Source organism: Methylomonas sp. MED-D (assembly GCF_050276835.1).
GTDB classification, from domain to species: Bacteria; Pseudomonadota; Gammaproteobacteria; order Methylococcales; family Methylomonadaceae; genus Methylomonas; species Methylomonas koyamae_A.
This window is the reverse complement of the sequence record NZ_CP189965.1, coordinates 4643895-4668258: the sequence shown is the minus strand read 5'-3', so window position 1 is coordinate 4668258 and position 24364 is coordinate 4643895. Positions and strand designations below refer to the sequence as shown.

General features: G+C 57.5%; 27 protein-coding genes and 1 riboswitch. Of the genes, 13 read left to right on the top strand and 14 right to left on the bottom strand.

Annotation, left to right across the window (positions count from 1 at the left end; all coding sequences use genetic code 11):
• Positions 1-16: 16 nt before the first annotated feature.
• The 4 genes from proB to rplU all read right to left on the bottom strand — a co-directional run bounded on the left by proB (position 17) and on the right by rplU (position 2842).
• Complete coding sequence (gene proB, locus ACQE3E_RS20760; protein ID WP_427501016.1) at positions 17-1138, bottom strand: glutamate 5-kinase; 1122 nt, start codon at positions 1136-1138, stop codon at positions 17-19.
• Entirely contained in the window at positions 1125-2171 is a 1047-nt protein-coding gene (gene cgtA / locus ACQE3E_RS20755; protein ID WP_313730439.1) for an Obg family GTPase CgtA, read from the bottom strand. The genes proB and cgtA overlap by 14 nt, the downstream gene beginning before the upstream one ends.
• Positions 2172-2253: 82 nt before the next feature.
• On the bottom strand, positions 2254-2511 hold the full coding sequence (gene rpmA, locus ACQE3E_RS20750; RefSeq protein WP_064030940.1) for a 50S ribosomal protein L27: 258 nt from the start codon (positions 2509-2511) through the stop codon (positions 2254-2256).
• Positions 2512-2530: 19 nt separating this feature from the next.
• Positions 2531-2842 carry a 50S ribosomal protein L21 gene (gene rplU / locus ACQE3E_RS20745; protein WP_064030963.1) on the bottom strand — a complete coding sequence of 104 codons (312 nt, stop codon included), beginning with the start codon at positions 2840-2842 and terminating at the stop codon, positions 2531-2533.
• A gap of 209 nt (positions 2843-3051) precedes the next feature.
• Between rplU and ispB the strand changes: the two genes are divergently transcribed.
• Entirely contained in the window at positions 3052-4056 is a 1005-nt protein-coding gene (ispB, locus tag ACQE3E_RS20740) for an octaprenyl diphosphate synthase (RefSeq protein ID WP_071158868.1), read from the top strand.
• 111 nt (positions 4057-4167) lie between these two features.
• Here the strand turns inward: ispB and ACQE3E_RS20735 are convergent, their stop codons facing one another.
• A complete protein-coding gene (locus tag ACQE3E_RS20735) occupies positions 4168-4587 on the bottom strand; it encodes a hypothetical protein (protein WP_427501015.1) in 420 nt (139 codons plus the stop codon).
• The gene (gene recD / locus ACQE3E_RS20730) at positions 4584-6218 is read right to left on the bottom strand and encodes an exodeoxyribonuclease V subunit alpha (RefSeq protein ID WP_427501014.1); all 1635 of its coding nucleotides are present in this window, start codon (positions 6216-6218) and stop codon (positions 4584-4586) included. The genes ACQE3E_RS20735 and recD overlap by 4 nt, the downstream gene beginning before the upstream one ends.
• 132 nt (positions 6219-6350) lie before the next feature.
• Positions 6351-6459: riboswitch (TPP riboswitch) on the top strand.
• A gap of 36 nt (positions 6460-6495) precedes the next feature.
• Here recD and thiC point away from each other — a divergent pair.
• The 7 genes from thiC (at position 6496) to yacG (ending at position 13944) form a co-directional block, all read left to right on the top strand.
• Complete coding sequence (gene thiC / locus ACQE3E_RS20725; RefSeq protein WP_427501013.1) at positions 6496-8364, top strand: phosphomethylpyrimidine synthase ThiC; 1869 nt, start codon at positions 6496-6498, stop codon at positions 8362-8364.
• 148 nt (positions 8365-8512) lie between these two features.
• On the top strand, positions 8513-10228 hold the full coding sequence (gene pilB / locus ACQE3E_RS20720; RefSeq protein WP_064030935.1) for a type IV-A pilus assembly ATPase PilB: 1716 nt from the start codon (positions 8513-8515) through the stop codon (positions 10226-10228).
• A 2-nt stretch (positions 10229-10230) separates the two neighbouring features.
• A complete protein-coding gene (locus ACQE3E_RS20715; RefSeq protein WP_313730444.1) occupies positions 10231-11448 on the top strand; it encodes a type II secretion system F family protein in 1218 nt (405 codons plus the stop codon).
• 48 nt (positions 11449-11496) lie between these two features.
• The gene (locus tag ACQE3E_RS20710; RefSeq protein WP_427501012.1) at positions 11497-12363 is read left to right on the top strand and encodes a prepilin peptidase; all 867 of its coding nucleotides are present in this window, start codon (positions 11497-11499) and stop codon (positions 12361-12363) included.
• On the top strand, positions 12363-12974 hold the full coding sequence (gene coaE, locus ACQE3E_RS20705) for a dephospho-CoA kinase (RefSeq protein WP_313730446.1): 612 nt from the start codon (positions 12363-12365) through the stop codon (positions 12972-12974). Before ACQE3E_RS20710 ends, coaE begins: the two co-directional genes overlap by 1 nt.
• Positions 12971-13741, top strand: a complete 771-nt coding sequence (zapD, locus tag ACQE3E_RS20700; protein WP_082885650.1) for a cell division protein ZapD — start codon at positions 12971-12973, stop codon at positions 13739-13741. Before coaE ends, zapD begins: the two co-directional genes overlap by 4 nt.
• Positions 13741-13944, top strand: coding sequence for a DNA gyrase inhibitor YacG (yacG, locus tag ACQE3E_RS20695; protein ID WP_064030930.1), 204 nt, complete (start codon positions 13741-13743; stop codon positions 13942-13944). The genes zapD and yacG overlap by 1 nt, the downstream gene beginning before the upstream one ends.
• On the opposite strand, the gene ACQE3E_RS20690 is transcribed toward yacG, so the two are convergent.
• The 4 genes from ACQE3E_RS20690 to ACQE3E_RS20675 are packed head-to-tail and all read right to left on the bottom strand — an operon-like array spanning position 13929 to position 17411.
• The gene (locus tag ACQE3E_RS20690) at positions 13929-14885 is read right to left on the bottom strand and encodes a Nudix family hydrolase (RefSeq protein ID WP_427501011.1); all 957 of its coding nucleotides are present in this window, start codon (positions 14883-14885) and stop codon (positions 13929-13931) included. The genes yacG and ACQE3E_RS20690 overlap by 16 nt on opposite strands.
• A gap of 1 nt (position 14886) precedes the next feature.
• Positions 14887-16101 (bottom strand): bifunctional glutamate N-acetyltransferase/amino-acid acetyltransferase ArgJ, encoded by a 1215-nt coding sequence (argJ, locus tag ACQE3E_RS20685; protein ID WP_427501010.1) that lies wholly within the window; start codon positions 16099-16101, stop codon positions 14887-14889.
• A 45-nt stretch (positions 16102-16146) separates the two neighbouring features.
• Positions 16147-16371 (bottom strand): sulfurtransferase TusA family protein, encoded by a 225-nt coding sequence (locus tag ACQE3E_RS20680; RefSeq protein WP_281021539.1) that lies wholly within the window; start codon positions 16369-16371, stop codon positions 16147-16149.
• Positions 16368-17411 carry a tRNA (5-methylaminomethyl-2-thiouridylate)-methyltransferase gene (locus ACQE3E_RS20675; RefSeq protein ID WP_313730449.1) on the bottom strand — a complete coding sequence of 348 codons (1044 nt, stop codon included), beginning with the start codon at positions 17409-17411 and terminating at the stop codon, positions 16368-16370. The genes ACQE3E_RS20680 and ACQE3E_RS20675 overlap by 4 nt, the downstream gene beginning before the upstream one ends.
• 118 nt (positions 17412-17529) lie before the next feature.
• Between ACQE3E_RS20675 and ACQE3E_RS20670 the strand changes: the two genes are divergently transcribed.
• The 4 genes from ACQE3E_RS20670 to ACQE3E_RS20655 all read left to right on the top strand — a co-directional run bounded on the left by ACQE3E_RS20670 (position 17530) and on the right by ACQE3E_RS20655 (position 20549).
• Entirely contained in the window at positions 17530-18690 is a 1161-nt protein-coding gene (locus ACQE3E_RS20670) for a PilT/PilU family type 4a pilus ATPase (RefSeq protein ID WP_426992208.1), read from the top strand.
• Between the two features lie 125 nt (positions 18691-18815).
• Entirely contained in the window at positions 18816-19028 is a 213-nt protein-coding gene (locus tag ACQE3E_RS20665; protein WP_313730451.1) for a DUF6447 family protein, read from the top strand.
• Positions 19029-19058: 30 nt separating this feature from the next.
• Complete coding sequence (locus tag ACQE3E_RS20660; protein WP_313730452.1) at positions 19059-19901, top strand: endonuclease/exonuclease/phosphatase family protein; 843 nt, start codon at positions 19059-19061, stop codon at positions 19899-19901.
• A gap of 108 nt (positions 19902-20009) precedes the next feature.
• Positions 20010-20549 (top strand): hypothetical protein, encoded by a 540-nt coding sequence (locus tag ACQE3E_RS20655; protein WP_313730453.1) that lies wholly within the window; start codon positions 20010-20012, stop codon positions 20547-20549.
• Positions 20550-21146: 597 nt separating this feature from the next.
• On the opposite strand, the gene ACQE3E_RS20650 is transcribed toward ACQE3E_RS20655, so the two are convergent.
• From ACQE3E_RS20650 to ACQE3E_RS20635, 4 genes are all read right to left on the bottom strand, one after another.
• Positions 21147-21479 carry an NGG1p interacting factor NIF3 gene (locus ACQE3E_RS20650; protein WP_313730454.1) on the bottom strand — a complete coding sequence of 111 codons (333 nt, stop codon included), beginning with the start codon at positions 21477-21479 and terminating at the stop codon, positions 21147-21149.
• A gap of 22 nt (positions 21480-21501) precedes the next feature.
• Positions 21502-21651: a hypothetical protein gene (locus ACQE3E_RS20645; protein WP_157197959.1), complete on the bottom strand. Its 150-nt coding sequence runs from the start codon at positions 21649-21651 to the stop codon at positions 21502-21504.
• 14 nt (positions 21652-21665) lie between these two features.
• A complete protein-coding gene (gene lexA, locus ACQE3E_RS20640; protein WP_071158838.1) occupies positions 21666-22292 on the bottom strand; it encodes a transcriptional repressor LexA in 627 nt (208 codons plus the stop codon).
• A 108-nt stretch (positions 22293-22400) separates the two neighbouring features.
• Positions 22401-23801, bottom strand: a complete 1401-nt coding sequence (locus ACQE3E_RS20635; RefSeq protein WP_313730455.1) for a 3'-5' exonuclease family protein — start codon at positions 23799-23801, stop codon at positions 22401-22403.
• 110 nt (positions 23802-23911) lie between these two features.
• Between ACQE3E_RS20635 and ACQE3E_RS20630 the strand changes: the two genes are divergently transcribed.
• Positions 23912-24313 (top strand): hypothetical protein, encoded by a 402-nt coding sequence (locus tag ACQE3E_RS20630; protein ID WP_064030919.1) that lies wholly within the window; start codon positions 23912-23914, stop codon positions 24311-24313.
• Positions 24314-24364 lie beyond the last annotated feature (51 nt).

Here is a 24364-nt window from a genome sequence, read left to right as displayed (position 1 = left end):
CCGGAGCTCGGGCCGGCTAGACCAGAACTAGATTGTCCCGGTGGATGAGTTCGTCGTCATCGGCATAGCCCAGCAAGGCTTCGAACTCGCTGCTGGGTTTGCCGGCGATTTTGGCGGCATCGTCGGCACCGTAGTTGATCAGGCCGCGGGCGATTTCCTGGCCGTGGGCGTCCAGGCAAGATACCAAGTCGCCGCGTTGGAATGAGCCACTCACCGTCTTGACGCCGACGGCCAGCAAGCTTTTGCCGGCGGCCTTGAGGATTTTGACGGCGCCGTCGTCCAGCGTAACGCTGCCTTTAAGCTGCAGTTGTCCGGCTAGCCATTGCTTGCGGGCCGCCAGCGGGGCGATGTTCGGGATCATATAGGTGCCGAGCGCTTCGCCGGCGAACACTCGGTTGACGACTTGGTCCAGCTTGCCGGAGACGATGACGGTGGCGGCGCCGGATCTGGCCGCCAACCGGGCGGCGCGAACCTTGGTGAACATGCCGCCGCGTCCTAGGCCGCTAATGCTGCCGCCGGCCACTTCGTCGAGCAGGCTTTCGTTGACGCTGATTTCGGAAATCAATTGGGCGGCGGGATTCAGGCTGGGATTGGCGTCGAACAGACCAAGCTGGTCGGTCAATAGCAATAGCAAATCGGCTTCGACCAGATTGGCGACCAGCGCGCCCAGGGTGTCGTTGTCGCCGAAACGGATCTCTTCGGTGGCCACCGCGTCGTTTTCGTTGATGACCGGAACAACGCCGAAATCCAACAGGGTTAGCAAGGTGCTGCGGGCATTGAGGTAACGTTGCCGGTCGGATAGGTCGTCGTGGGTCAGCAAGACCTGGGCCGCCAGCAGGCCGTGAGTCTGGAATTCGTCTTCGAAGCGGCGCACCAGGCCCATCTGGCCGACCGAGGCAGCGGCTTGCAGTTCGTGCAGCGTTTTCGGACGGGTTTTTAATTTCAGGCGGCTCATGCCTTCCGCCACCGATCCCGACGAGACCAATACCACGTCGACGCCCAACTGGCGTAGCGCCGCCATTTGCTCGACCCAGCCGGCGATCGCGGGCTTGTTTAGGCCGCGGCCGCCGTCGGTCAGCAGTGAGCTGCCGATTTTGACGACGACGCGTTTAGCTTTAGAGAAATCAGACCGGCTCATCGGGGATGGGCTCCAGCGAATTGCGTTGCGCTTCCAGAAAATCCATGATCGCGTACATCAGTTCTTGGGTGCCCTGGTTTTTCAGCGCGGAAATCTTGTATACCGGGCCATCCCAGTCCAGTTCGTCGAGGATAGCTTGACAGTGGGCGTCGAGCTCGTCGTCCGGGACGTTGTCGATTTTGTTCAATACCAGCCAGCGCGGCTTTTCGGCCAGTTCGTCGCTCCATTTTTCGACTTCGGCAATGATTTTCCGGGCGGCGGAAACCGGCGTTTCGTCGCTCTGGTAGGGGGCGATGTCGAGGATGTGCAGCAGCAAGCCAGTGCGCGACAAGTGCTTTAGAAACTGCAGGCCTAGCCCGGCGCCCTCGGCCGCGCCTTCGATGACGCCCGGAATATCGGCGATCACGAAGCTGCGCATGTCGTCGACCCGAACGACGCCCAAATTGGGATGTAGCGTCGTGAACGGATAGTCGGCTACTTTCGGGCGCGCCGACGAGACGGCCCGAATCAGGCTGGATTTGCCGGCATTGGGCATGCCGAGCAGGCCCACGTCGGCAATCACCATCAATTCCAGACGCAGCATGCGGTGTTCGCCCGGCGTCCCCTTACTGGTTTGCTGAGGCGCGCGGTTGATGCTGCTTTTGAAGCGGGTGTTCCCCAAGCCGTGAAAGCCGCCCTTGGCGACCAGCAGTTGTTGGCCGGGCTTGGTTAGGTCGCCGATTTTCTCGCCGGTGTCGGCTTCGTAAACGATCGTGCCGGGCGGTACCGGGACGAAGCAATCATCGCCTTTTTTACCCGTGCAGTCGCGGCTGCCGCCGTTTTGGCCGCGTTGGGCGCGGTGCACCGAGTGATAGCGAAAGTCCACCAGGGTGTTAACGTTCTCCGTGGCCACCAGATAAACGCTGCCGCCGTCGCCGCCGTCGCCGCCGTCGGGGCCGCCCAACGGAATATATTTTTCTCGGCGGAACGACGCCTTGCCGTTGCCGCCGTCGCCTGCTTCCACGCGGATTTCCGCTTCGTCAACAAATCTCATAATGTACCGGTATAAACAAAAAAGCCCCGCTAAACAACGAGGCTTTTCCTTTCAGTGGTGCCTTGCAGCACTGCTGGCGATGTTACGCTGCTGCGATGCTAACGTATTTGCGGTTTTTCGGGCCTTTTTCTTCAAAAACCACTTTGCCGTCCGCAGTCGCGAACAAGGTGTGGTCTTTACCGATGCCGACATTGGTGCCAGGGTGAAATTGAGTGCCGCGTTGGCGAACCAGAATATTGCCCGCTTTAACCACTTGGCCGCCAAAACGTTTGACGCCCAGGCGTTGTGCATTGGAATCGCGACCGTTGCGGGTACTACCGCCTGCCTTCTTGTGAGCCATGATCTAACCTCTGTGAATGTTATGCGGAAATACCAGTGATCTGGACTTCCGTGTAATATTGACGATGCCCCTGTTTTTTCATGTGGTGCTTGCGTCTTCTGAATTTGATGATACGGACTTTTTTGTGGCGGCCTTGAGAAACCACGGTTGCGGTGACCTTTCCGCCTTCAACGTAAGGCTGACCAACTTTTACAGAGTCGCCTGATTGAACCATCAATACCTTGTCGAACTCCACGCTGTCGCCCGCGCCTAGTTCCAGTTTTTCGATTTTTAAGGTAGTACCTTCTGCGACACGGTACTGTTTGCCACCTGTTTGAATTACCGCATACATCGGCGTAAGCTCCATCAAGCATAAACTGTTAATAGTGAACAGCGGATTATATGTTTGGCGGCAAGTTACGTCAAACAAAAAATGCTTTTAGCACTAACGGTTTAAAGCCATGTTCGGACTGGTACTATTGACACTATTCGGTATTATTCATAGCATGACCGGCTAACCAGACAAAATTTGCCGTAGTGATCAGCGTTCAGACTCTTTCCATGATAGCCACAGATTCAGCGCCGACTAGCGGTGCCATAGATTTTGATTCGATCAAAAATTTGACCAGCGAGGAGTCTCAAGCTGTCGACCGCTTAATTTTGCAAGAATTAAGTTCGGATGTCGTCCTGATCAATCAAATCGGGCATTACATCATAGGTAACGGCGGTAAGCGTTTGCGGCCTATGTTGTTGTTGTTGGCCGCGAAGGCGTTGGGCGAGGTTGGCGATCATCACTTGACACTGGCGGCGGTCATCGAATTTATCCATACCGCGACGCTATTGCATGACGACGTTGTCGACGAATCGGCGATGCGACGCGGCAAGGAGTCCGCCAACGCGGTCTGGGGTAATGCCGCCAGCGTTTTGGTCGGGGATTATCTGTATTCGAGTGCGTTCGAAATGATGGTCCGCACCAACAACATGCGGGTGATGGACATCATGTCCAAAACTACCACGGCCATCGCCGAGGGCGAAGTGTTGCAACTGTTGAATTGCAACAATCCCGAAACCAGCGAAGCTAAATATCTCGAAGTGATTGCCCGCAAAACCGCGATCCTGTTCAGCACGGCGACTCGGTTGGCGGCGGTGGTTTCGGCCGCCGACGCTGTCGTCGAAAATGGCTTGGCGGTCTATGGGCAACAATTGGGCGTGGCATTTCAATTGATCGACGATGCACTGGACTACAAGGCTAACAGTGAGGAACTGGGTAAAAACCTGGGCGATGATTTGGCCGAGGGTAAACCGACCTTGCCGCTGATCTACGCAATTCAACATGGCGACGAGCGTCAGGCCAAAGTGGTGGTAGATGCGATTCGGCAGGGCTCTCGGGACGCTTTCAATGAAGTTTACGAAGTCGTCAAGGCTACGAACGCGATCGAATACACCGAGCGTTGCGCGGATCGAGCCGCCGCGGCCGCCATTGAGGCACTGCAATGCTTGCCGGACTCGGCTTACAAGCGCGCCTTGGAAACCTTGGCTCATTTCTCGGTGCAGCGCAGTCATTAAGGTCGCGCGGCGATGAATCTTTCCGGCTGCTAGTTTTTCGGTTGTTTGCCTGGGTTTGAGGGCGGGCTGTCCCAGTCAGGCCGTACGGCTATTCCGGACCGGGATAGCCTTCTAATCGTCGTCCCGGTCTGGATCCGGCTCGGCCAGATGTAGTAAATCCTGTATCGTATCGGTCAGACGCGCGAAACGCGCGTCGATTTTCTCCAATAACTCCTGAAAAAATCGGTCGCTTGCCACCGGCGAGTCCGCGTTTGCCGCAAACAGCCGGTCTTCGAGTTGGCTGGCGGCGTCGGTGTCGGCGATTTCGGCCAGTTCGCCTAAGGCCTCGGACGAGATTAGCGCGCTTAGGTAGTGTTTCTTCTTCAGATCTTCGGTTTGCAAGGTCAGTGTGTTCGCCAATTCCAAAACCCTCTGCGCCAGAGTGTGGAGTTCGCTCAGCAAGCTCAGCCCGTCGGTCAGCATCGCCAATTCGCCGGCTTGTCCCTCAATGTCTCTCAATAGTTGTTTGCCGCGTTTTTTGGTCGTTTTCATGCTTGGCTCCCGGTCGCGATTAGCTTTTCGCCCAAGCCGCTGTGTCTGACGATAGGGCGGGCGACGCAGGTTTCGAAGATGTCGCGCTCGGCGAACACGCTTACGCGGCGTTTCGCCCGGGTGATGCCGGTGTACAGCAATTCCCTGCTGAGCACCGGATTGACGCGTTCCGGCAGTACCAGCATTGCCTCGTCGAACTCGGAGCCCTGGCTTTTATGAATGGTCATTGCGTAAACCGTTTCGCACGCCGGCAGCCAAGCAGGGCGCAGACCGCGAAATCCGTCGCGGTCCGGAAAATAGACGCGCGGTTGGCCGTCGGCGGGGTCCGGCAGGCAAATGCCAATATCGCCGTTGTATAGTTGGGTAGCCGCGTGGTTGCGGGAAATCATCACTGGCCTGCCGGAGTACCAGGTATGGCCGATGCTCTGCGGCCATGCTTGGGCGGCGGCGCGTTCCACGCGGCGGTTGATGTCTTCTGCCCCGTACGGACCTTGTTGATTGGCGCATAGCACCTGGAATCGCTGGAACTCGGTGAATATTTCGTTCAGCCCGGCCCCGGCCGCTATCAGTTCGAAATAGCGGCGATAGCGCTCGCCGATATAGCTGATCGGGTCGTGTTTTAGTCGGTGGATCGCGTCGTCGCCGGTCAGCAGCAATTGCCAGGCTTGTTCGGCGTCGCCGCGATGGACGGCCTCGGCCAGCGCCTTGATTTGCCCTTGAAAACGGTGCGAGTGGCGTAGCTCGACGGTTTGCTCCGGTAGTCCGCGAGCAATGTCCGCCAACACCGCGCCGGCTTCGACCGACGCGAGTTGGTCCTTGTCGCCGAGCAGAATCAGGCGCGCGCCCGGTTTTAGCGCGTCGACCAGTTTGCTCATTAAGGCGAGGTCGACCATCGACGTTTCGTCGACTACGACCACGTCGTAGGGTAGCGGGAAGTCGGCATTGTGACGGAAGTACGGGGATGGCGGTTGGGCGCCGAGTAGGCGGTGTAGTGTGCAGGCGCTTTCCGGTACGGCTTGTTTGATCGTTTCCGGGCAATTCAGATGGGCTTTATTGGCAACGATTGTTTGTTGCAGACGCATCGCCGCCTTGCCGGTCGGCGCCGCCAAGGCGATGAATGGCGGGTTTGGGTTCAGTTCCAGCAATAAGGCGAGGATTTTCAAAACCGTGGTGGTCTTGCCGGTGCCGGGTCCGCCGGTGACGACCGTCAATGCTTGGGTTAACGCCGCGCGCGCCGCCTGTTGCTGCGCGTTGGACTCCTGTCGGTCCGTCGGGAAATGCCGCGCCAGCGCGGGTTCCGGATCGAGTATGTCGAATTGAATGGCGGCGAGCGTTGCCAGTTGCGTGGCCAGTCGGGATTCGTACTGCCAATATCGGCGCAGGTAGAGACGCTGGGATTCAACGATCAACGGCGTCAATGCGTTATTCGAGGCTAGGCCGGACGCCAGCAGCAAATCGGCGTCGGCCGGGTCCAGCTCGATACAGCTATGGCCGGCGGCTTGTTGTTCGGCCAGCGTTTTCGCCAGCGCGTAAAGGCGGGTGTTGTCGGCGCTTGAGACAACGCTGCGCGAGGTCAGGAAGTCGGCGAAGTGGCTGGCCAGCTTGTCGTGAGGCGTTTCGGGCGAAGTCATCGAGGCGGTTAAATTTAGCTGGCTTGTTGGGTGCAAAAGGCTAAAACCCATTGTTTTATAAGCTTTTTGTGTTGGGATTGGTCCTTGGCGGACTTGCATTTCCAAGCATAATCATATACCGTAAGCGGCCACCTGAAAGGCTAGGGGTGCTTTCCGTCGAAACTTTAATCCGGAAAGCTGAGAAAAACCCTTCGAACCTGAACCGGTTAATGCCGGCGTAGGAAAGCCCAAATCTTTTCCCTGCGCTCGCGATTTATTCTGATTTTTGGAGATAAGCATGAGCGCTGTCCGCAACGAAATTACGACCGATACCGGCAGTAGCATCCGGATCGATTCCTACCCGGCTTCGGAAAAAGTCTATATCGCCGGCAGCCGACCCGATATGCAAGTACCGATGCGCCAGATCAACCTGTCGGATACCCCGGCGCATTTCGGCGCCGAGAAAAATCCGCCGATCTTCGTCTACGACACTTCCGGCCCTTACACCGATCCCAACGTCGACATTAACCTGCACCAAGGCTTGAACTCGGTACGCGGACTATGGATAGCAGAACGCGGCGATACCGAGCTGCTGAGCGGCCCGACCTCCAAATTCGGCTATGAACGTTTGCACGACCCCAAAACCGCGCACCTGCGTTTCGAGCTAACCCGCAATCCGCGCCGCGCCAAAGCCGGCCACAACGTTTCACAGATGCATTATGCCCGCAAAGGCATCATCACGCCGGAAATGGAATACATCGCGATCCGCGAGAACCAGAACCTGGAAGCGATGCGCGACCGTTACCAAGGCCAGCATCCGGGCTTTTCCTATGGCGCCAATATTCAGTCCTTCATCACGCCCGAATTCGTGCGTTCCGAAGTCGCCAGGGGCCGCGCCATCATTCCGGCCAACATCAACCACCCGGAATTGGAGCCGATGATCATAGGCCGCAACTTTTTGGTCAAGATCAACGGTAACTTGGGCAACTCGGCGATCACGTCTTCGATCGAGGAAGAAGTCGAGAAAATGCTGTGGGGCATCCGCTGGGGTGCGGATACCATCATGGACTTGTCGACCGGCAAGAACATCCACGAAACCCGCGAATGGATCTTGCGTAACTCGCCGGTGCCTATCGGCACCGTGCCGATTTACCAGGCGCTGGAAAAAGTCGACGGCAAGGCCGAGGAACTGACCTGGGAAATCTTCCGCGACACACTGATCGAGCAGGCCGAACAAGGCGTGGATTACTTCACGATACACGCTGGTGTGCGCCTGCAGCACGTACCGTTGACCGCCAAGCGTTTGACCGGCATTGTTTCGCGCGGCGGCTCGATCATGGCCAAATGGTGTCTGGCTCACCACACCGAGAGCTTCCTTTACACCCATTTCGAAGAAATCTGCGAAATCATGAAGGCCTACGACGTGTCGTTCTCCTTGGGCGACGGCTTGCGTCCGGGCTCGATCTACGACGCCAACGACGCTGCCCAGTTCGGCGAGCTGGAAACCCTGGGCGAACTGACCCAGATCGCCTGGAAACACGACGTGCAAACCATGATCGAAGGTCCCGGTCACGTGCCGCTGCAAATGATCAAAGTCAACATGGACAAACAGCTGGAAGACTGCTTCGAGGCACCGTTCTACACCCTAGGACCTTTGACCACCGACATCGCTCCCGGCTACGACCACATCACCTCGGCAATCGGCGCCGCCAACATCGGCTGGTACGGCTGCGCGATGCTGTGCTACGTCACCCAGAAAGAGCACCTGGGCCTGCCCAACAAACAGGACGTCCGCGAAGGCATCGTCACCTACAAAATCGCCGCGCATGCCGCCGACTTGGCCAAAGGCCACCCCGGCGCGCAAATTCGCGACAACGCGATGTCCAAGGCCCGTTTCGAATTCCGCTGGGAAGACCAGTTCAACCTGGCGCTGGACCCGGAAAAAGCCCGCTCCTTCCACGACGAAACGCTGCCCAAGGAATCGGCCAAGGTTGCTCACTTCTGTTCGATGTGCGGCCCGCATTTCTGCTCGATGAAAATCACCCAGGACGTGCGCAACTACGCCGAGCAAAAAGGCCTGGAAGAAGAAGAGGCGCTGAAAAAAGGCATGGAAGAAAAGTCCGAGCAATTCCTGAAGGAAGGCGCGGCAATTTACCACGAAGTTTAAGGCTATTTAGGCACCCCCCTGTCAGTCGGGCCGGGGGTGCCGATGCCTGCGGAGTCGATTTGAGCGCGACGTGGAGTTTGGATTAAATCCTTACATCATCTATAGTTGCAGCCTAAACTTCCAGTAAATCCATTCCCGACTCGATTTCATGGCGACAGCTCCTTCCAATATTCATTTCAGCGGCTTGGCCAAGTGCCTGATCCAAAAAGGCCTGTTGACTGAAGAGACTGCCGCCGCCTATCTGCAAGAAGCCCAAAAACGCAAGCAAGCCTTCGTCAGTTATCTGGTCGAGCATAAAGTGCTCGATAGTCGGACAGTGGCCTCCATCGCTTCCGCCGAGTTCGGCGTGCCGTTTTTCGATTTGGATGCGATAGACGTGGCGTCGCTGCCTATCAAAATGGTCAGCGAAAAGCTGATCCGCCAACATCACGCTCTGCCACTGTTCAAACGCGGTAACCGCTTGTTCGTCGCCACCGCCGATCCGACCAATTTCCAGGCGCTGGACGAGATCAAGTTCCATACTCGGCACAATACCGAGAACATTTTGGTCGAAGAAGACAAATTGATGAAGATGATCGATACCGCGCTGGAAGCGGCCGATACATCCATGAAGGATTTGCTCGACGACGATCTGGATAACATCGATATTTCGGCCGGCGACGAAGCCAAGCCGGCCGAGGAAGTCGGCGGTTCGGACATCGACGATGCGCCCATCGTCCGTTTCGTCAACAAAATCCTGCTCGATTCGATCAAGCGCGGCGTCTCGGATATACACATGGAGCCGTTCGAGAAGAAGTTCCGGATCCGGTTCCGGGCCGACGGCATTTTGTCCGAAGTCGCCAGTCCGCCGGTCGGCATTGCCAATCGGATCATATCCCGGATCAAGGTCATGTCGAAAATGGACATCGCCGAGCGGCGGGTGCCCCAGGACGGCCGGATCAAAATGCAGATTTCCAAGAATCGGGCCATCGATTTCCGGGTGAATACCTGTCCGACGCTGTTCGGCGAAAAAGTGGTGATGCGGATACTCGATCCCACCAGCGCCCAGATCGGTATCGAAAAATTGGGTTTCGAGCCTGTTCAACAAAAAAACTTTTTGGACGCCATTCACCGGCCATACGGGATGGTGTTGGTGACCGGGCCAACCGGTAGCGGTAAGACGGTGTCGCTGTACACCGGCTTGAACATCCTGAACAGCGTCGAGCGGAACATTTCGACCGCCGAAGATCCGGTCGAGATCACGGTCGAAGGTATCAATCAGGTCAACGTCAATGCCAAAGCCGGCTTGACCTTCGCCGAAGCCTTGCGGGCTTTTTTGCGGCAAGACCCGGATATCATCATGGTCGGCGAGATCCGCGACCTGGAAACCGCGAGCATCGCGGTCAAGGCAGCGCAAACCGGTCACTTGGTATTGTCGACCCTGCACACCAACGACGCGCCGCAAACCATCAATCGCTTGGTGCAGATGGGGATAGAGCCGTTCAATATCGTGTCGGCGGTGAATCTGATCATGGCCCAGCGCTTGGCGCGGCGGCTTTGCGAGCATTGCAAGAAGGAGGCCGACTTTCCGGAAAACATCTGGTTGTCGGCCGGCTTTAGTAAGGAAGAAATCGGCACCTTCAAAATTTACGAACCGGTCGGTTGCGAGCATTGCAACAATGGCTACAAGGGGCGGGTGGGTATCTATCAGGTGATGCCGATCAGCGAAGCGATGCGCGCGTTGATTTTGCGTGGCGGAAATGCCATGGACATGGCCGCGCTGTCCAAAACCGAAGGCATCAACGACCTTAGGGCTTCCGGCTTATTAAAAATACGGCAGGGTATTACGTCGCTCGAAGAAATCGACCGCGTCACCAAGGAATAAACATGGCAAAGCAAGACGAGCAAATCGAGTTCAATTGGGACGGTTTCGATAAGCAAAACAAAAAAACCAGGGGCACGATCATGGCCAAAAGCGAAGTGATTGCCCGAACCGAGCTGCGGCGGATGGGGATACGCGTCGTCGGCATCAAGCGCAAGGCTAAGCCGCTATTCGGCGCCAAGGTGCAGAAAATCACCAGCGCGGATATCGCGATATTTGCCAGACAGTTGGCGACGATGTTGGAAGCCGGCGTGCCGCTGGTGCAGTCCTTCGACATTATCGGCCGCGGCCACGACAATCCCAGCATGGCCGAGCTGTTGCTGGCGATCAAGGCCGACATCGAAGGCGGCGACACCATGGCCCAGGCCTTGGCGAAACGGCCTATCTATTTCGACGATTTGTTCTGCAATTTGGTCGCCGCAGGTGAGCATGCCGGGGTGTTGGAAACCTTGCTGGACAAGATTGCCACCTACAAGGAAAAAACCGAGTCGATCAAGAAAAAGGTCAAAAAGGCACTGACCTACCCGGTCGCGGTGTTGGTGGTTGCCTTCATCGTGACCGCGATTTTGCTGATCTTTGTCGTGCCGGTGTTCGAGGACTTGTTTAAAAGTTTCGGCGCCGACCTGCCGGCCTTCACTCAATTCGTGATCGCTTTGTCCGCCTGGGTACAGGAATGGTGGTGGGCGGTATTGCTGGTGGTCGGCGGTGGCGGTTACACCTTCAGTTACTTTAAAAAACGCTCGAAAGCGTTCAATCATTTTCTGGATAAGTCGTTATTAAAGATTCCGGTGGTCGGCATGATTTTGGAAAAATCGGCGATCGCCCGTTTCGCCCGCACCCTGTCGACGATGTCGGCGGCCGGCGTGCCGCTGGTAGAGGCCTTGGTGTCGGTCGCGGGCGCTTGCGGCAACATTCTGTTTCATGATGCGGTAATGAACGTCCGCGACGAAGTCTCCACTGGTCAGCAGTTGAAGGTGGCATTGGAACAAACCGGCATGTTTCCGAATATGGTGGTGCAAATGGTTGCCATCGGCGAGGAATCCGGTTCTATCGACGCGATGTTGGATAAGGTGGCGGATTTCTTCGAAGAAGAGGTGGACAATCTGGTCGACAATCTCAGTAGCCTGATGGAGCCGATTATCATGGCCATCTTGGGCGTGTTGGTCGGCGGCCTGATCGTCGCAATGTATTTGCCCATCTTCAAGCTCGGCGCCGCGATATAGGCGTCCTCCGCTGATCGGTTTGGCCGGGCGGGATTTCCGCGAGATTTTATGCTGACGTTGTTGGAACAATTTCCGCCGCTACTGATGGGTGTGGCGCTGCTGCTAGGTCTGCTGGTCGGCAGCTTCTTGAATGTGGTGATTTACCGGTTGCCGGTAATGCTGCAACGCGATTGGCGGCGCGATTGTCACGAGTTTTTGCAACTGCCGTATTCGGAGTCCGCCGAGGTCTTCAATCTGATGTGGCCGGCTTCGCACTGTCCGGCCTGTAACGCGCCGATCAAGGCCTATCAAAACATTCCGGTGCTGAGCTATTTGTTGTTGGCCGGCCGGTGCGCGCACTGTGGCACCGCGATCGCTTGGCGCTATCCACTGGTCGAGGCGTTAACCGGATTGTGTTCCGCGCTGGTGACCTGGAAGTTGGGCTTCGGGCTGGGGTTGGCATTTGGCTTGCTGCTGACCTGGAGCTTGATTGCGTTGAGTTTCATTGATTTCGACCATCAATTGTTGCCCGACAGCATCACTTTGCCGATGTTGTGGCTGGGTTTGTTGCTGAGTTTGTTCGGTGTCTATGCCGAACCGCGCGATGCGATCATCGGCGCGGCGGCCGGCTATTTGGCGCTGTGGAGCGTTTACCAGGGCTTTAAATTGCTGACCGGCAAGGAAGGTATGGGCTTCGGCGATTTCAAGTTATTGGCCCTACTTGGCGCCTGGTTCGGTTGGCAGTATCTGCCGCAGATTGTGTTGCTGTCGTCGCTGTTGGGCGCGTTGGTCGGCGTGACGATGATCGCGACCGGGCGGCGCGAAGCGTCCAAGCCGATTCCGTTCGGGCCTTATCTGGCGGCGGCCGGTTGGATCGCCATGCTGTGGGGCGACGACATCAACCGCTGGTATCTGCATTTTGCCGGATTGAATTGATGTTGACGATCGGCTTGACCGGCGGCATCGGCTGCGGCAAATCCACGGTTTGCCGGCTGTTCGAAGCGCTGGACGTGCCCATCGTCGATGCCGATCTGATTGCCCGGCAATTGGTCGAACCCGGTCAGCCGGCCTTGCAAGACATCGTCGCGGCGTTCGGAAGCGCGGTTTTACATGCCGACGGCGCGCTGGACCGAGCCGCTTTGCGGGCCAAGGTGTTTGCCGATCCGGAGCAAAAATGCCGTTTGGAAGCCATATTGCATCCCTTGGTCTATACCGAAATCGCTAGACAAGTCGAGGGTTTGACTGGGTCCTACGTCATCGTCGCGGTGCCCTTATTGCTGGAAACCGATGGCGATCGTCGGGTGGATAGGGTGTTGGTGGTCGATTGCCCGCCGAAGAAGCAACTGCAACGGGTGCTGGCTCGGGACGGATTGGCGATCGATCAGGCGCGGGCGATTATCGCCAGTCAGCTTTCCCGAGAGGCGCGCCTGGCGCGGGCCGACGACGTTTTGGACAACGGCGGCGATCCCGACCGGCTTGCAGAACAGGTTAAAAGCCTGCACAATTCCTATAATTTATTAGCCTCTGTTAGGACACCCACGGCTTGAATACACTCACCATCTACGAATTCCCTCTGAATGAACGAATTCGTGTGTTTATGCGCTTGGAGCAGCTCTTTCAACAACTTAGTCACTTCATGTTGGGCGCCTCGGTGTTCGACAAACGCGCCGCGATCTCCGTCCTGTTGGATATATTGACCATCTTCAGCCGTAGCGATTTGAAATCCGAATTGCTTAAGGAGCTGGACAGGCATACCAAGGTTTTGAATCAGCTGGCTAATAGCCAGGGTGTCGACGGCGAAAAGCTCCAGGAGATTTTGGCCGAGGTCAGTCAGGCCAGCCGCAGCCTATACAGCGCCAACGGCAAGATCGGCATCAGTGTCATGGAAAGCGATTTGTTTCAAAGCATTTCCCAGCGCAACTCGATACCGGGCGGCAGTTGTTCGTTCGATTTGCCGGCGTTTCATTATTGGTTGGAGCAGGACGAGGCCGAGCAACAAAAGGACTTGGAACGCTGGACCCAGCCTTTCGTGGCGATCCGGATAGCGATAGACCTGATCCTGGGTTTCATTCGTCAAAGCCACGTGCCGACTCAGGAAGTCGCCAAGGCTGGATTCTTTCAACTGGCGTTGGATAAAAGCCATCCGGTGCAATTGCTGCGGGTCGGCATTGCGGCCGCCTTGCCGTGTTTCGCCGAAATCAGTGGCGGCAAACACCGTTTCAGCATCCGCTTCATGAAGCCGTCCACCGACGAAAACCGCCCCAACCAAATTCTCGACGATATCGATTTCCAATTGACCCGCTGCATGTTCTGATGAGCACTCGTTCCACGACGACAGTGGCTTGCCCCACGTGTCGAAAACCGGTGGCCTGGGTGGCAGCCGAAGCATTCAAGCCCTTCTGTTCCGAGCGTTGCAAGCTGATCGACCTGGGCGATTGGGCCACCGAGGCCCATAAGATTCCAGGCGAACCGCTAGTCGACGACCCGTCCGACGACGACGCTTATCCCGGCGATTGAGCGGCGTTCAAAAATGCGCCGATGCCGGCGATGCCTTGCGCGCCGGCGTGGGCGGCACGGGCGCCGTCTTCGCGTTGCAAGCCGCCCAGTGCGTAAACCGGTAAACCGGCCCGCTCGACCAACGCTTCGAAGCGTTCCCAACCCAACGCAGCAGCACCCGGATGCGAGGCGGTCGGTTGGACCGGTGCCAGCACCGCGAAATCCAAGCCCAGATCTTCCGCCAAGCGCAGCTCGGCCAAATCGTGGCACGACGCCGCGACCCAGCGATAGCCGGCCGGCCGAGTCTTGCAGGCGCGCAATGCCCGGCTGCTCAGGTGCAAACCAGCGTAGCCGGCGTCGGTTATCGGCAGATCGGCGTTGATCAGCAATGTGGTGTCGGCGCCGGCGCTTTCCGAGGCGATGCCTTCCAGAGTGGCGGCCAATTCGGCCGTCGGCAGCGATTTCAGCCGGATTTGAATCAGCCGGATGCCTTGATCGATCAACAGGCGGTAGCGGTCCAAGGCTTGTCGTTGGGTGGCGGCTTCCAGAATGGCGTATTCCCTGGGTAATCGCGCGGCGGCAACGATGGGGCGGTTAGCGGCCGGGAAGGCGAATTCGTTCAGTCGTTCGGCGGCGACCCATTGCATGGCCTGGCCTTCGCGGCCGTGGGCTTGACCTTCGAATCGCCGAATATCCCACACATCGAGCAACACTTGGCGGTCGCCGTAATCGTGAGCGATTTTGATCAGCGGCGCGGCATCCGCGACGCGAATACCAATTTCCTCGTGCAACTCACGGCACAAGGCTTCCAGTACCGTTTCGCCGGTTTCGACCTTACCGCCCGGAAACTCCCAGAGTCCGCCCTGGTGAGCGGTCTTGGCGCGTTCGGCGATCAGGATGCGGCCGTCGTCGCCGCGAATCACGCCGACTGCGACATGCAGGAGGCGGCTGGCGCCAAGCATATTAGGTTCGGTATTCGGCGTTGATCTTGACGTAATCGTAGGAGAAATCGCAGGTCAGCACTTCCTCGCACGCTTCGCCCTGGCCCAATCGGACCGTGACCAGAATCTCTTCCTGGTTCATCACGCGTTGGCCGTCTTGTTCGGTGTACAGCGGCGAGCGGCCGCCGTTCTCGACGATGCAGACGGTGCCCAGATAAATTTCGATGTTTTCCAGTACCAGGTTTACGACGCCGGCCCGGCCGACCGCCGCCAGGATGCGGCCCCAGTTGGGGTCGCTGGCGAAGAACGCGGTTTTGACCAGCGGCGAGTGGGCGATGGTCTTGGCGACTTGTACCGCTTCGGCTGCGCTCGAAGCTTGTTCGACCCGGATGCGGATCAATTTGGTGGCGCCTTCGCCGTCCCGGATGATGAGTTCGGCCAGTCGCTTGCACACGGCGGTGACTGCGTCGGCGAATTTTGCGTAGTGCTCGCTGTCGGCCAGAATCTCCGGCGCCGTGCTGGTGCCGCTGGCCAGCAGTACGCAGGCATCGTTGGTCGAGGTGTCGCCATCGACGGTAATCCGGTTGAACGAGACTTCCGCCGCCGCCGCCAGACATTGTTGCAGCAGGGTTTGGTCGACGGTCGCGTCGGTGGCGATGAAGCCCAGCATCGTCGCCATATTGGGCTGGATCATGCCGGCGCCCTTGGAAATGCCGGTGATAGCGATCGGATGGCCGTCAATGTCGATCACGGTCGAGGCGCCTTTCGGAAAGGTATCCGTGGTCATGATCGCGCGGGCGGCTTGGTCCCAGTGGGTCTCGGCCAGATCGGCGACGGCCTTGGGCAACGCGGCGGTCAACTTGGCGACCGGCAGCGGCTCGCCGATCACGCCGGTCGAAAACGGCAGCACTTGCTGGGCGATTCCCTCGACTTCGCCGGCCAGGCTGGCGCAGCAGGCGAACGCGTCTTGCAGGCCTTGCTTGCCGGTGCCGGCATTGGCGTTGCCGGAGTTCACCAACAGCCAGCGCGGCGCCATGCTCAGATGGGATTTGGCTAATTGAACCGGCGCGGCGCAAAACGCGTTTTGGGTGAATACCGCCGCGCAACTGCCGCCGTCGGCCATTTCGACGACCAGAATGTCGTCGCGCACGGTTTGCTTGATCCCCGCGTTGCAGGTGCCGAGTTTGACGCCCTGGATGGCGTGCATGATCGGAAATTCGGTGTGACCTACTGCCATTTTCTATCCTGTTAACACTGTGGTCCGAAAACTCTGACGTGGAACTTAGCCCACTTGTAAAACAATAACATACTCGCCATTCTCCGCCCGAGTCTCCAACACCCGATGCCCGTTGATCCGGCACCAGGCCGGGATGTCCTGCATCACGCCGGGATCGGTGCATTCCACGGTCAGTACGTCGCCACTTTGCAGGGTTTTGACTTTATCCTGGGTGCGAATCACCGGCAACGGGCAGAGCAGGCGGCGGGCGTTTAGCGTGAATTCGTTCATACAAACCATGCCTCGGGGATTTGCTCGGCCGCCAACGGGGCCACGCTGATTTGGCGTTCGTTGCCCTGCCGGTCGCGGATGGTTACGTCCACGTTCTCGGCATCTCGGCCTTGACCGTAACGGGCCAGGATGCGGGCAGCCAAATGCAGATCGTCTTCGTCCGGGGTGCCGTCGATCAGCACCAACGGGCCGCGATGGCTCGCGCAGTTCATGCTGACGAATTCTTTTTTATAGCCGCTCATGAAACGGGCCTCGCCGTCCTCGCGGGCCACGATCAGTTTGAAATGCGGCTTGGGCCGAATATGCCGGCCGACTTTCAACAGCATCACGTCGTCCAAGTCGTAGTCGCGCTTGCCGCGCGCCTGCCATAAGTCGGCCAATTTTTGGGAATAGGCGGCGTCGGTCAAAAAGCAGCAGCCGCCGGCCGGTTGGGCGTAATCGCTGAAACCGTATTGCTTGGCTAGCGCCATCTGCGGTTTGCGCGAGCGGCCGCTGAAGCCGAACAATGCTTCTCGGCTGATCCAGCCCTCGCGCTCAGGCAAGGTCGCCGGCAGGTTTTGCGCGGACAAGGGCCTTACCAGCAAGTCGTCGGCGCCGGATTCGGCGGCGACGATGGGCATGGTTTGCTTGCGTTGCGACATCGGCCGTTGGCCGACGACTTCGCCGGTGATGATGAAGTCGAAACCGTTTTCCGCCATCCATTGCTTGGCCTTGTTGACCATGAAAATCTTGCAGTCCAGACAGGGGTTCAGATTGGCGCCGTAGCCGTGCTTGGGATTCAGCAGAACTTGCTTGTATTCTTCGATGATGTCGATGATATGCAGCTTGATGCCCAGTTGCTCGGCGACCCACAGCGAATTGTTGCGCTTGGTTTTGGCTTCGTCCTGTTTACGAATGGCGTGGGTATGGCCTTCGACGCAAAATCCGGTGAAAAAATTGATGCCCTCGACATGAATGCCTTGCTCGAGGATAGCCTTGGTGGCCAGCATGGAATCCAGGCCGCCGGAAATCAACGCTACTGCCTTACGTTGTTGACTCATAACCGCAAACGTCTAATCGAGAAAAAGCCGGGCATTATACCGGTTCGGGGCGGCGGGGCTTCAACTTGTTGAGGGCTTGGCCTACACTTGGGCGGATTTCCCGACGCGAGGCTGTGCAATGGAATTTAAAGATTACCTGAAAATTTTGGTTCAACAAGACGGTTCGGATTTATATCTGACCGCAGGCGCGCCGCCGGCCGCTAAATTTCACGGCACGCTGCGGCCGCTGGAAAACATTCGACTGACCAACGAAAGACTTAAAGAGATAGCCCATGCCATCATGGATGCCGATCAGCGCGCGGCCTTCGAACAGGTACCGGAAATGAATCTAGCCATCGCCGAGGAAGGCGTGGGCCGGTTTAGGGTGAATATTTTCAAGCAACGCAGCAATTACGCGCTGGTGATCCGCAACATCAAGGTCGATATTCCCAACGCCGACACCCTGGGCTTGCCGCAGGTGCTGAAAGACAAAATCATGGAAAAGCGCGGCCTGATCTTGTTCGTCGGCGGCACCGGCTCCGGCAAATCCACCTCGCTGGCGGCCTTGATCGATTACCGCAACAGCCATGCGTCCGGCCACATCATTACCATCGAAGATCCGATCGAGTTCGTCCATCCGCACAAGAAATCGCTGGTGAATCAGCGCGAGGTCGGCGTCGATACGCTCAGCTATGAAGACGCGCTGAAAAACACGCTGCGCCAAGCGCCCGACGTGATTTTGATCGGCGAGATACGCAGTCAGGAGACGATGGAGCATGCGCTGGCCTTCGCCGAAACCGGCCACCTGTGTCTGTCCACCTTGCATGCCAATAACGCTAATCAGGCCTTGGACCGGATCATCAATTTCTTTCCGGAAGAGCGCCGTCCGCAATTGTTGATGGATTTGTCGCTGAACTTGCAGGCCTTCGTGTCGCAACGCTTGGTGCCGACCGTGGAAGGCAAGCGGGTGGCGGCGATCGAGATTTTGCTGGGTAGCAAACTGGTCAGCGATTTGATTCAGAAAGGCGACGTGCACGCGATCAAGGAAGCGATGGAAAAATCGGAAAACATCGGCATGCAAACCTTCGACAGCCATTTGCTCAAGCTCTACAAAAGCGGCGTGATTTCGCTGGACGAAGCATTGCGCAACTCCGACTCGCCGAACAACCTAAAACTCAAAATCAATCTCAGCGAAGGCCTGGGTTCGGCGACCGGCGACGACAAACCCAGCCTGGCCGATACCTTGTCGTTGCAGGAAATCGTCAAGCCTGAGGAAAATGAAGACGAGGGCGGGCATTGATCGGCGGTTTGACTCCCGGAATGGCGGCGCCGTCGAAACGAATTTGTCATATTCGCCGATTAAACTCGCATACGGTCGGCCGTGCGGGCCGAACCGCTCACTTTGATCTATTCCGGAAATATTCGATGGCCGATCCAAACACCAGCATTCCAACCTTGACGATAGGCGACAAAACTCACCCGATCGACAGCCTTAGCGACATCGCCAAGACTCAATTGTCCAATCTGCAAATCGTCGACGCCGAAATCCAACGGCTGCAACAACAGTTGGGCATCGCCCAGGTCGCGCGGGAAACCTTTCTCGTAACCTTGCAGGCCGAATTCGCCAAATTGGGTTAACGCCATCGGCATCGGCCGCCGACCAGAACCATGGCGTTCGCACTGTTAACGCTGAATCTGCATACCTATCAGCAACACCCACGGCAAAATTGCTTCGAAACCATGCATTTGCACGAGCGAGAAGTGCAAATCATCGCCGAAGCCATCGCCCAGCAGCGTATCGACGCTGTCTGTTTTCAGGAAGTCGGCGAATACCGCTACGATCCGATTACGCATCCCTATGGCGAGTCGCCGTCGAATATGGCATTTCGAATATGCCGGCGTTTGCGGGAATGGGGGCAGTGGTTTCACATTCACCAGGACTGGAGTCATATCGGCTTTCAGCTATGGCGGGAGGGCACGGCCATCCTGAGCCGCTACCCGTTGCATCATAACTATGCCGCTTACGTGTCTCACGATCGCGGCAAAGATAACTATATGTCGCGCAATGTGACCGTCAGCTGCATCGACCTGCCTCGGTTTGGCTTGCTGCACGTTGCCAACGTGCATCTGAGTTGGGCGCATCATGGCTTCCACGAGGAATACGCCCGCTTGAAACAGTTGATCGCTTCCCGCCGGCATTTCGGCGTCAGAGGTGATTTGATCGTCGGCGATTTCAATGCGCCGGCCGGCGACCACGCCTATTGCCATATCGTCGGCAATGGCGAATACGTCGATCAATATTACGAGTTGCATCCGCACCGGTTTCACGAACCGACCTTTCGCGGGCAGATCGACGGCTGGCGGCATAGTCCGCCCCGGCGTATCGATTACATCTTCAAACGTAACGGGCATCCGTTGCGCATCCGCGAGATGACACCCATCTTCAACGACGAATTTTATCCCACGGTGTCGGACCACTTCGGCTACTTGGCTCGATTCGAGCTGTTCTGAGTCGGGCTGGCGGCGCTGTCGTCAAATTGCGGTAACAGGACCTTAATCGTCCTGTCATCGGCGCCGCTCTACAATCCCCGCATTCCTTTCCGAACTGGAAGCAATGCAATGAAAGTCCGCGTTCTGATTTGCTTGACGATGGGTTTGCTTTGGGGTTGCTCGACAGCCGATTTCCACCGATCCGCTTGGCCCGAGGACATGCCGGCGCCGGTCGGGTTTGCCGAACAGTACCAGCGAGACCGCCAAAATGCCGAGTTGCAAAGTTTGCAGGAATATCTGACCTGGGTCGAACGTTTTTACCGGGGTTGGGAACTGTATCCGACGGGCTGGATTGAAATTAGCCTAGATTTGACGACCAAGCTTGCCGATCCCTCGCTAAAAAGCCAGATGCAGACGAAGTTGGCGCTGTTGGGGTCCGCCATCGCGGCGGAGTGGGCCAAGGATAATACGGTGCGCCGCATCACGACCCGGCATATCGCGATATGGGGCGAAGCCTTGCGCAAATCGGCCGAACGCGCCGAACTCCCGAGCGTACTCGACCGCGTGCTGGATGATGTGGACAACCTACTAAACAGTCGAATCGCGGCGGATGTGATTACCGAAAACCGTTTTTACATCGTTGACGATGTGCTCAATGAAATTCATTGAAGACCGGTTTTCCCCAGATAGCCCCGCTATCGATCCGCCTCGGAGAAGCGTCCAATTCGGCTAGGACTGGGGGCGCCATCCATCTGCGGAAAGCCTGAAAGGCCAAGAAGCTTGAGCCGGGGAAGAGTTAGCGCCGTGCAGCATAACGGATGCGAACGATCTTCGTGTTTGGGTTCGGCTACCCTTTTGCGAGAAGGAGCCGAAGTCCGCGTGCTTGACGACGAATAACAGCTCAAAATTCGCTTGGACCATACTTCCATTGACATGGACCGGATATAAATCCAGGCCGGAGGCGTACAAAAAGCGCCGGACCCTTCCAGCAGCTTCGGCGAGGCTGCCACCGGTTGCTGCGGCGCCGTGGCCGACGTTTAGCGCCCCCCGAGGGTGGCGCGGGTGTGGTCGAGACTCCGGTAACTGCCTTCCGGAGATTTTTATATCCGGTCGGGACGGTTTAGCATGCGATAACCGTCGGCGGAAGCGCGGGCGGCTGTGCCGGAAGTCTGAAAAAACGCCGGCAACGTCTTCAAGCCGTTTTAAAATCGAAAAATGCGGCGTTGGCGACGCCTCGAGCAGGAGCGAGGCTGGTTGGCGAGTCGCCTAATCGGCTGCGGGTAGCGCGTCGGGATCGATCAAGCGATGGATTTCGTAAGCCGGTTGCTGGTAGGGGTGACTGGCGAGCAGCGCGGCCAGCGCCGGACGTATCGAGGCCGCGCTGCAAACCATTTCGACTTTGTATTCCTCGACTTGCGTCACCTCGCCGGTTCGGCCGGAATAGGGGACGCTACCGGGCAACGGCCGAAATTGACCGATGCCGAGGGTTTGCCAACAGCATCGGTCGTAATCGCCGACATGGCCGGCGCCGGCGGCGAACAGCGCGCTTTTGACCGGCTCCAGATGGCTGGCGGGTACGAAAAAGCACAGCTTATACATCGTCAATATCCGTAGGCTGGCGTCAACCGGTCGCCAGCAAAAACACACCCCACAATACGATCACCAACGTGATTTCTTCCAGCATATTGATCGCCGACTGGCGGGCGACCCGGTTCAGCATCGCGACTTGGTTGGCTTTTTGGTCGCGCATATGGACGGTGTGACGAATCATGATTGCCTCCGGTTTTAAGGGTGGGTGTAACTGCGCATCTGGCCTACCAGTACGCCTTGTATCTCCACTTGCTCGGGCCGAAAACGCATAGCCTGCATCTGAGAGTTGGCGGGAACCAGCAGGGTTTCGTGGGGGTATTGCTCGATAAATTTCAAGGTGGCCTCGGCCTTGTCGACCAAGGCCACGACGATTTCGCCGTTGCGGGCGTGGCTGCGTTGCTCGATGACGACCCAGTCGCCGTCGAAGATGCCGGCTTCCTGCATCGAGTCGCCCTTGACCCGCAGGATGTAACAAGGTTTGTCGGTTTTCAGCGGTTCGGGCACCGCCATGTAGGCGATGTTTTCGATGGCTTCGATCGGCCGGCCGGCGGCGATATAGCCGACTAGCGGCAGCAGACTGGAATCCTGGGTCGGGGCGGCCAACGATTTGGCGTAATCGGTCAGGCGGATGCCGCGCTGCTTGCGTTCCGGCGCTTCGACCAGGTTGGCGTCGATCAGGGCCTTGATTTGGCTATGCAGCGAACCGCGCGATTTCAAGCCCATTGCCGCGCACAGTTCTTCCAGCGTCGGCGGATGGGTGAAGCTGTCCTGGTTTTGCAGCAGGAAGTCGAAAAGCGCTTGTTGTTTACGGGTCAGTGTCATGGTTGTTCTGTGTTTGTTTTGAAAGACTATACAAACAAAACAAATCAAGAACAAGTGTTTTTTATTGGTTCTATTCTCGTGCCGGGCGGCGGTTCGGTGGGCAGTAGTTTAGAAGTTGTCGGCCAGATCGAGCCCAGCGGGTGAGCGGCTTGCCAGCGGAATAATCCGGGCCTTTTTCAGCATCTTGGCGAGCAAGGTATAGGTATCGCGATCGAAAGCCGGCCGGCCGGCCTCGAGCAGTTCGGCGACGTCGGCTTCGGTGCGGGCGCTGCCCAGGTAGCACCAGCGGTCGATGACGTGCATGTCGTCGCCTTCCCGAACGCCTATCGGGCCGGGATAGGGCCAAGTCGCCAATTTAAGTTTTTGCATCGCAACGAATAAGCGGCCGGCATGCGCCAAGTGTGGTTCGGCCCCGACGCAGGCGCCCGCGCATTTTTTCAATTGATAGCCGAAGCAGGGTCGTCCCGGCACGGTTTTCTCCAGGCCCAGCACGCTCAGGCAAAGGCCGTGTTGCTCGGCCAGACCGCGCAAGGCTTTTTGGGCGTCGCGCTGGCTGTGGTACAGGCCGTACAGATTGTCCTGACCGCCGAAATCCAGCGCGTCCGCCCAGACCAGTTCGGGGCGGACTTGTTCGCCGTGTTGCGCCAGCCGCCAAGCGCCCAGCGCATTCTTGCGGCGCAGACGGCGGTTATAGACCGGCATCATTTGTTTGATTAGCTTGGCTTCGGTCAGCAGCGCGCCCAATTCCCCGGACGTTTCCAGCCAGTCTATGCGCCTGAGTTGTTGCGAAAGATTCATTTCCTTGTCGTGGCGGTGGTCGGCCGCGAAGTGGGCGAGCACCCGCTGCCGAATATTCACGCTTTTGCCGATGTAGAGCGGCAAATCGTTTTCGCCGTAAAACAAATAGACGCCCGGTACGTCGGGCAATTCGTGGGTCAACAGCGGGTCGATCCGCGAGGGCAGGCTGGATTTGCCGAGCAAACCGGCCACCGTGTCGGTCAAACGCTCGGCCGGGAATTCGCGATGCAGATGCTCCCAAAACTGATGAATCAATTGGGCGTCGGCCAAGGCGCGATGCCGATCGTTGGCGGTCAGGCCGTGCCTTTCGATCAGACTGTCCAGATTATGGTGGTGGTATTGGGGATAGAGTGCGCGCGACAATTTGACCGTACAAAGCACTTGCGGCTGAAACGGCAGGTCCAGGCGCTTGAATTCGTTTTTCAGAAAGCTGTAATCGAAACGGGCGTTATGAGCGACGAATACTCGATCTTCCAACAGTTCCCAGACTTGGCGCGCGATCGCGGAGAACGGCGGCGCGCCTGAGACCATCTCGTTGCTGATGCCGGTCATTTGTTCGATGAACAGCGGAATGCGCATTTGCGGGTTGACCAGTTGGCTCCATTCCCGGACGCCGTCGGCATCGACCAAGACGATACCGATTTCGGTTATCCGGTCTTGTCGCGGCGAGGCGCCGGTGGTCTCCAAATCGACAAAGGCTAGGGCTGGCATGGTATTGAGTCGCTAAAATACTGTAAGGGCAGCAGGGTCGAATTCATCCGCTCGTCGCGAATTTGTTGATAAGCTATGTCCAAAATAATAACTAAACGGGAGAGTAAGACATGAAGGCTTCAATCAAGACCGTTATCGCGTTGGCGTTGGGCTTGGCGGCCGGCGATGCGCTGGCATACGGCAGTTCTTCCAGTTCCGGCCATTGCGACAAACCGATATTCACTGAGTTTCAACCGGCGCCGAATAAATACCTGCAATCGTTTACCGAGTTCAGCTTTATCGTTTCGTCCAATACCACGACGACGTCTATCGTCGCCAATATCAGTTCAGGGTCTATTCAATACCATTTATCCGCCAAGGAGTTGAAGTTTTTTCCGCTGAAAAATGGTCAGACCGAAGTCAGGGGCAAATTGCCTCGGCCGATCGAGCACGGTTTCGCGCGGCTCAACGTCACCGCGCACAGCAAGCCGGGTTGCGAGAAAACCGACGGGTATTTATTGCGGATTCAATGATCGGCGCGCGCCGAGTCGGCGCTTGTCCCGGCAAACGCGGAGCATGGAGCT

What these genes read in the sequence shown, in the direction of transcription:
- proB (WP_427501016.1), bottom strand. Translation starts at nt 1,138, where the DNA reads ATGAGCCGGTCTGATTTCTCTAAAGCTAAACGCGTCGTCGTCAAAATC.
- cgtA (WP_313730439.1), bottom strand. Translation starts at nt 2,171, where the DNA reads ATGAGATTTGTTGACGAAGCGGAAATCCGCGTGGAAGCAGGCGACGGC.
- rpmA (WP_064030940.1), bottom strand. Translation starts at nt 2,511, where the DNA reads ATGGCTCACAAGAAGGCAGGCGGTAGTACCCGCAACGGTCGCGATTCC.
- rplU (WP_064030963.1), bottom strand. Translation starts at nt 2,842, where the DNA reads ATGTATGCGGTAATTCAAACAGGTGGCAAACAGTACCGTGTCGCAGAA.
- ispB (WP_071158868.1), top strand. Translation starts at nt 3,052, where the DNA reads ATGATAGCCACAGATTCAGCGCCGACTAGCGGTGCCATAGATTTTGAT.
- ACQE3E_RS20735 (WP_427501015.1), bottom strand. Translation starts at nt 4,587, where the DNA reads ATGAAAACGACCAAAAAACGCGGCAAACAACTATTGAGAGACATTGAG.
- recD (WP_427501014.1), bottom strand. Translation starts at nt 6,218, where the DNA reads ATGACTTCGCCCGAAACGCCTCACGACAAGCTGGCCAGCCACTTCGCC.
- thiC (WP_427501013.1), top strand. Translation starts at nt 6,496, where the DNA reads ATGAGCGCTGTCCGCAACGAAATTACGACCGATACCGGCAGTAGCATC.
- pilB (WP_064030935.1), top strand. Translation starts at nt 8,513, where the DNA reads ATGGCGACAGCTCCTTCCAATATTCATTTCAGCGGCTTGGCCAAGTGC.
- ACQE3E_RS20715 (WP_313730444.1), top strand. Translation starts at nt 10,231, where the DNA reads ATGGCAAAGCAAGACGAGCAAATCGAGTTCAATTGGGACGGTTTCGAT.
- ACQE3E_RS20710 (WP_427501012.1), top strand. Translation starts at nt 11,497, where the DNA reads ATGCTGACGTTGTTGGAACAATTTCCGCCGCTACTGATGGGTGTGGCG.
- coaE (WP_313730446.1), top strand. Translation starts at nt 12,363, where the DNA reads ATGTTGACGATCGGCTTGACCGGCGGCATCGGCTGCGGCAAATCCACG.
- yacG (WP_064030930.1), top strand. Translation starts at nt 13,741, where the DNA reads ATGAGCACTCGTTCCACGACGACAGTGGCTTGCCCCACGTGTCGAAAA.
- ACQE3E_RS20690 (WP_427501011.1), bottom strand. Translation starts at nt 14,885, where the DNA reads ATGCTTGGCGCCAGCCGCCTCCTGCATGTCGCAGTCGGCGTGATTCGC.
- argJ (WP_427501010.1), bottom strand. Translation starts at nt 16,101, where the DNA reads ATGGCAGTAGGTCACACCGAATTTCCGATCATGCACGCCATCCAGGGC.
- ACQE3E_RS20680 (WP_281021539.1), bottom strand. Translation starts at nt 16,371, where the DNA reads ATGAACGAATTCACGCTAAACGCCCGCCGCCTGCTCTGCCCGTTGCCG.
- ACQE3E_RS20675 (WP_313730449.1), bottom strand. Translation starts at nt 17,411, where the DNA reads ATGAGTCAACAACGTAAGGCAGTAGCGTTGATTTCCGGCGGCCTGGAT.
- ACQE3E_RS20670 (WP_426992208.1), top strand. Translation starts at nt 17,530, where the DNA reads ATGGAATTTAAAGATTACCTGAAAATTTTGGTTCAACAAGACGGTTCG.
- ACQE3E_RS20665 (WP_313730451.1), top strand. Translation starts at nt 18,816, where the DNA reads ATGGCCGATCCAAACACCAGCATTCCAACCTTGACGATAGGCGACAAA.
- ACQE3E_RS20660 (WP_313730452.1), top strand. Translation starts at nt 19,059, where the DNA reads ATGGCGTTCGCACTGTTAACGCTGAATCTGCATACCTATCAGCAACAC.
- ACQE3E_RS20655 (WP_313730453.1), top strand. Translation starts at nt 20,010, where the DNA reads ATGAAAGTCCGCGTTCTGATTTGCTTGACGATGGGTTTGCTTTGGGGT.
- ACQE3E_RS20650 (WP_313730454.1), bottom strand. Translation starts at nt 21,479, where the DNA reads ATGTATAAGCTGTGCTTTTTCGTACCCGCCAGCCATCTGGAGCCGGTC.
- ACQE3E_RS20645 (WP_157197959.1), bottom strand. Translation starts at nt 21,651, where the DNA reads ATGATTCGTCACACCGTCCATATGCGCGACCAAAAAGCCAACCAAGTC.
- lexA (WP_071158838.1), bottom strand. Translation starts at nt 22,292, where the DNA reads ATGACACTGACCCGTAAACAACAAGCGCTTTTCGACTTCCTGCTGCAA.
- ACQE3E_RS20635 (WP_313730455.1), bottom strand. Translation starts at nt 23,801, where the DNA reads ATGCCAGCCCTAGCCTTTGTCGATTTGGAGACCACCGGCGCCTCGCCG.
- ACQE3E_RS20630 (WP_064030919.1), top strand. Translation starts at nt 23,912, where the DNA reads ATGAAGGCTTCAATCAAGACCGTTATCGCGTTGGCGTTGGGCTTGGCG.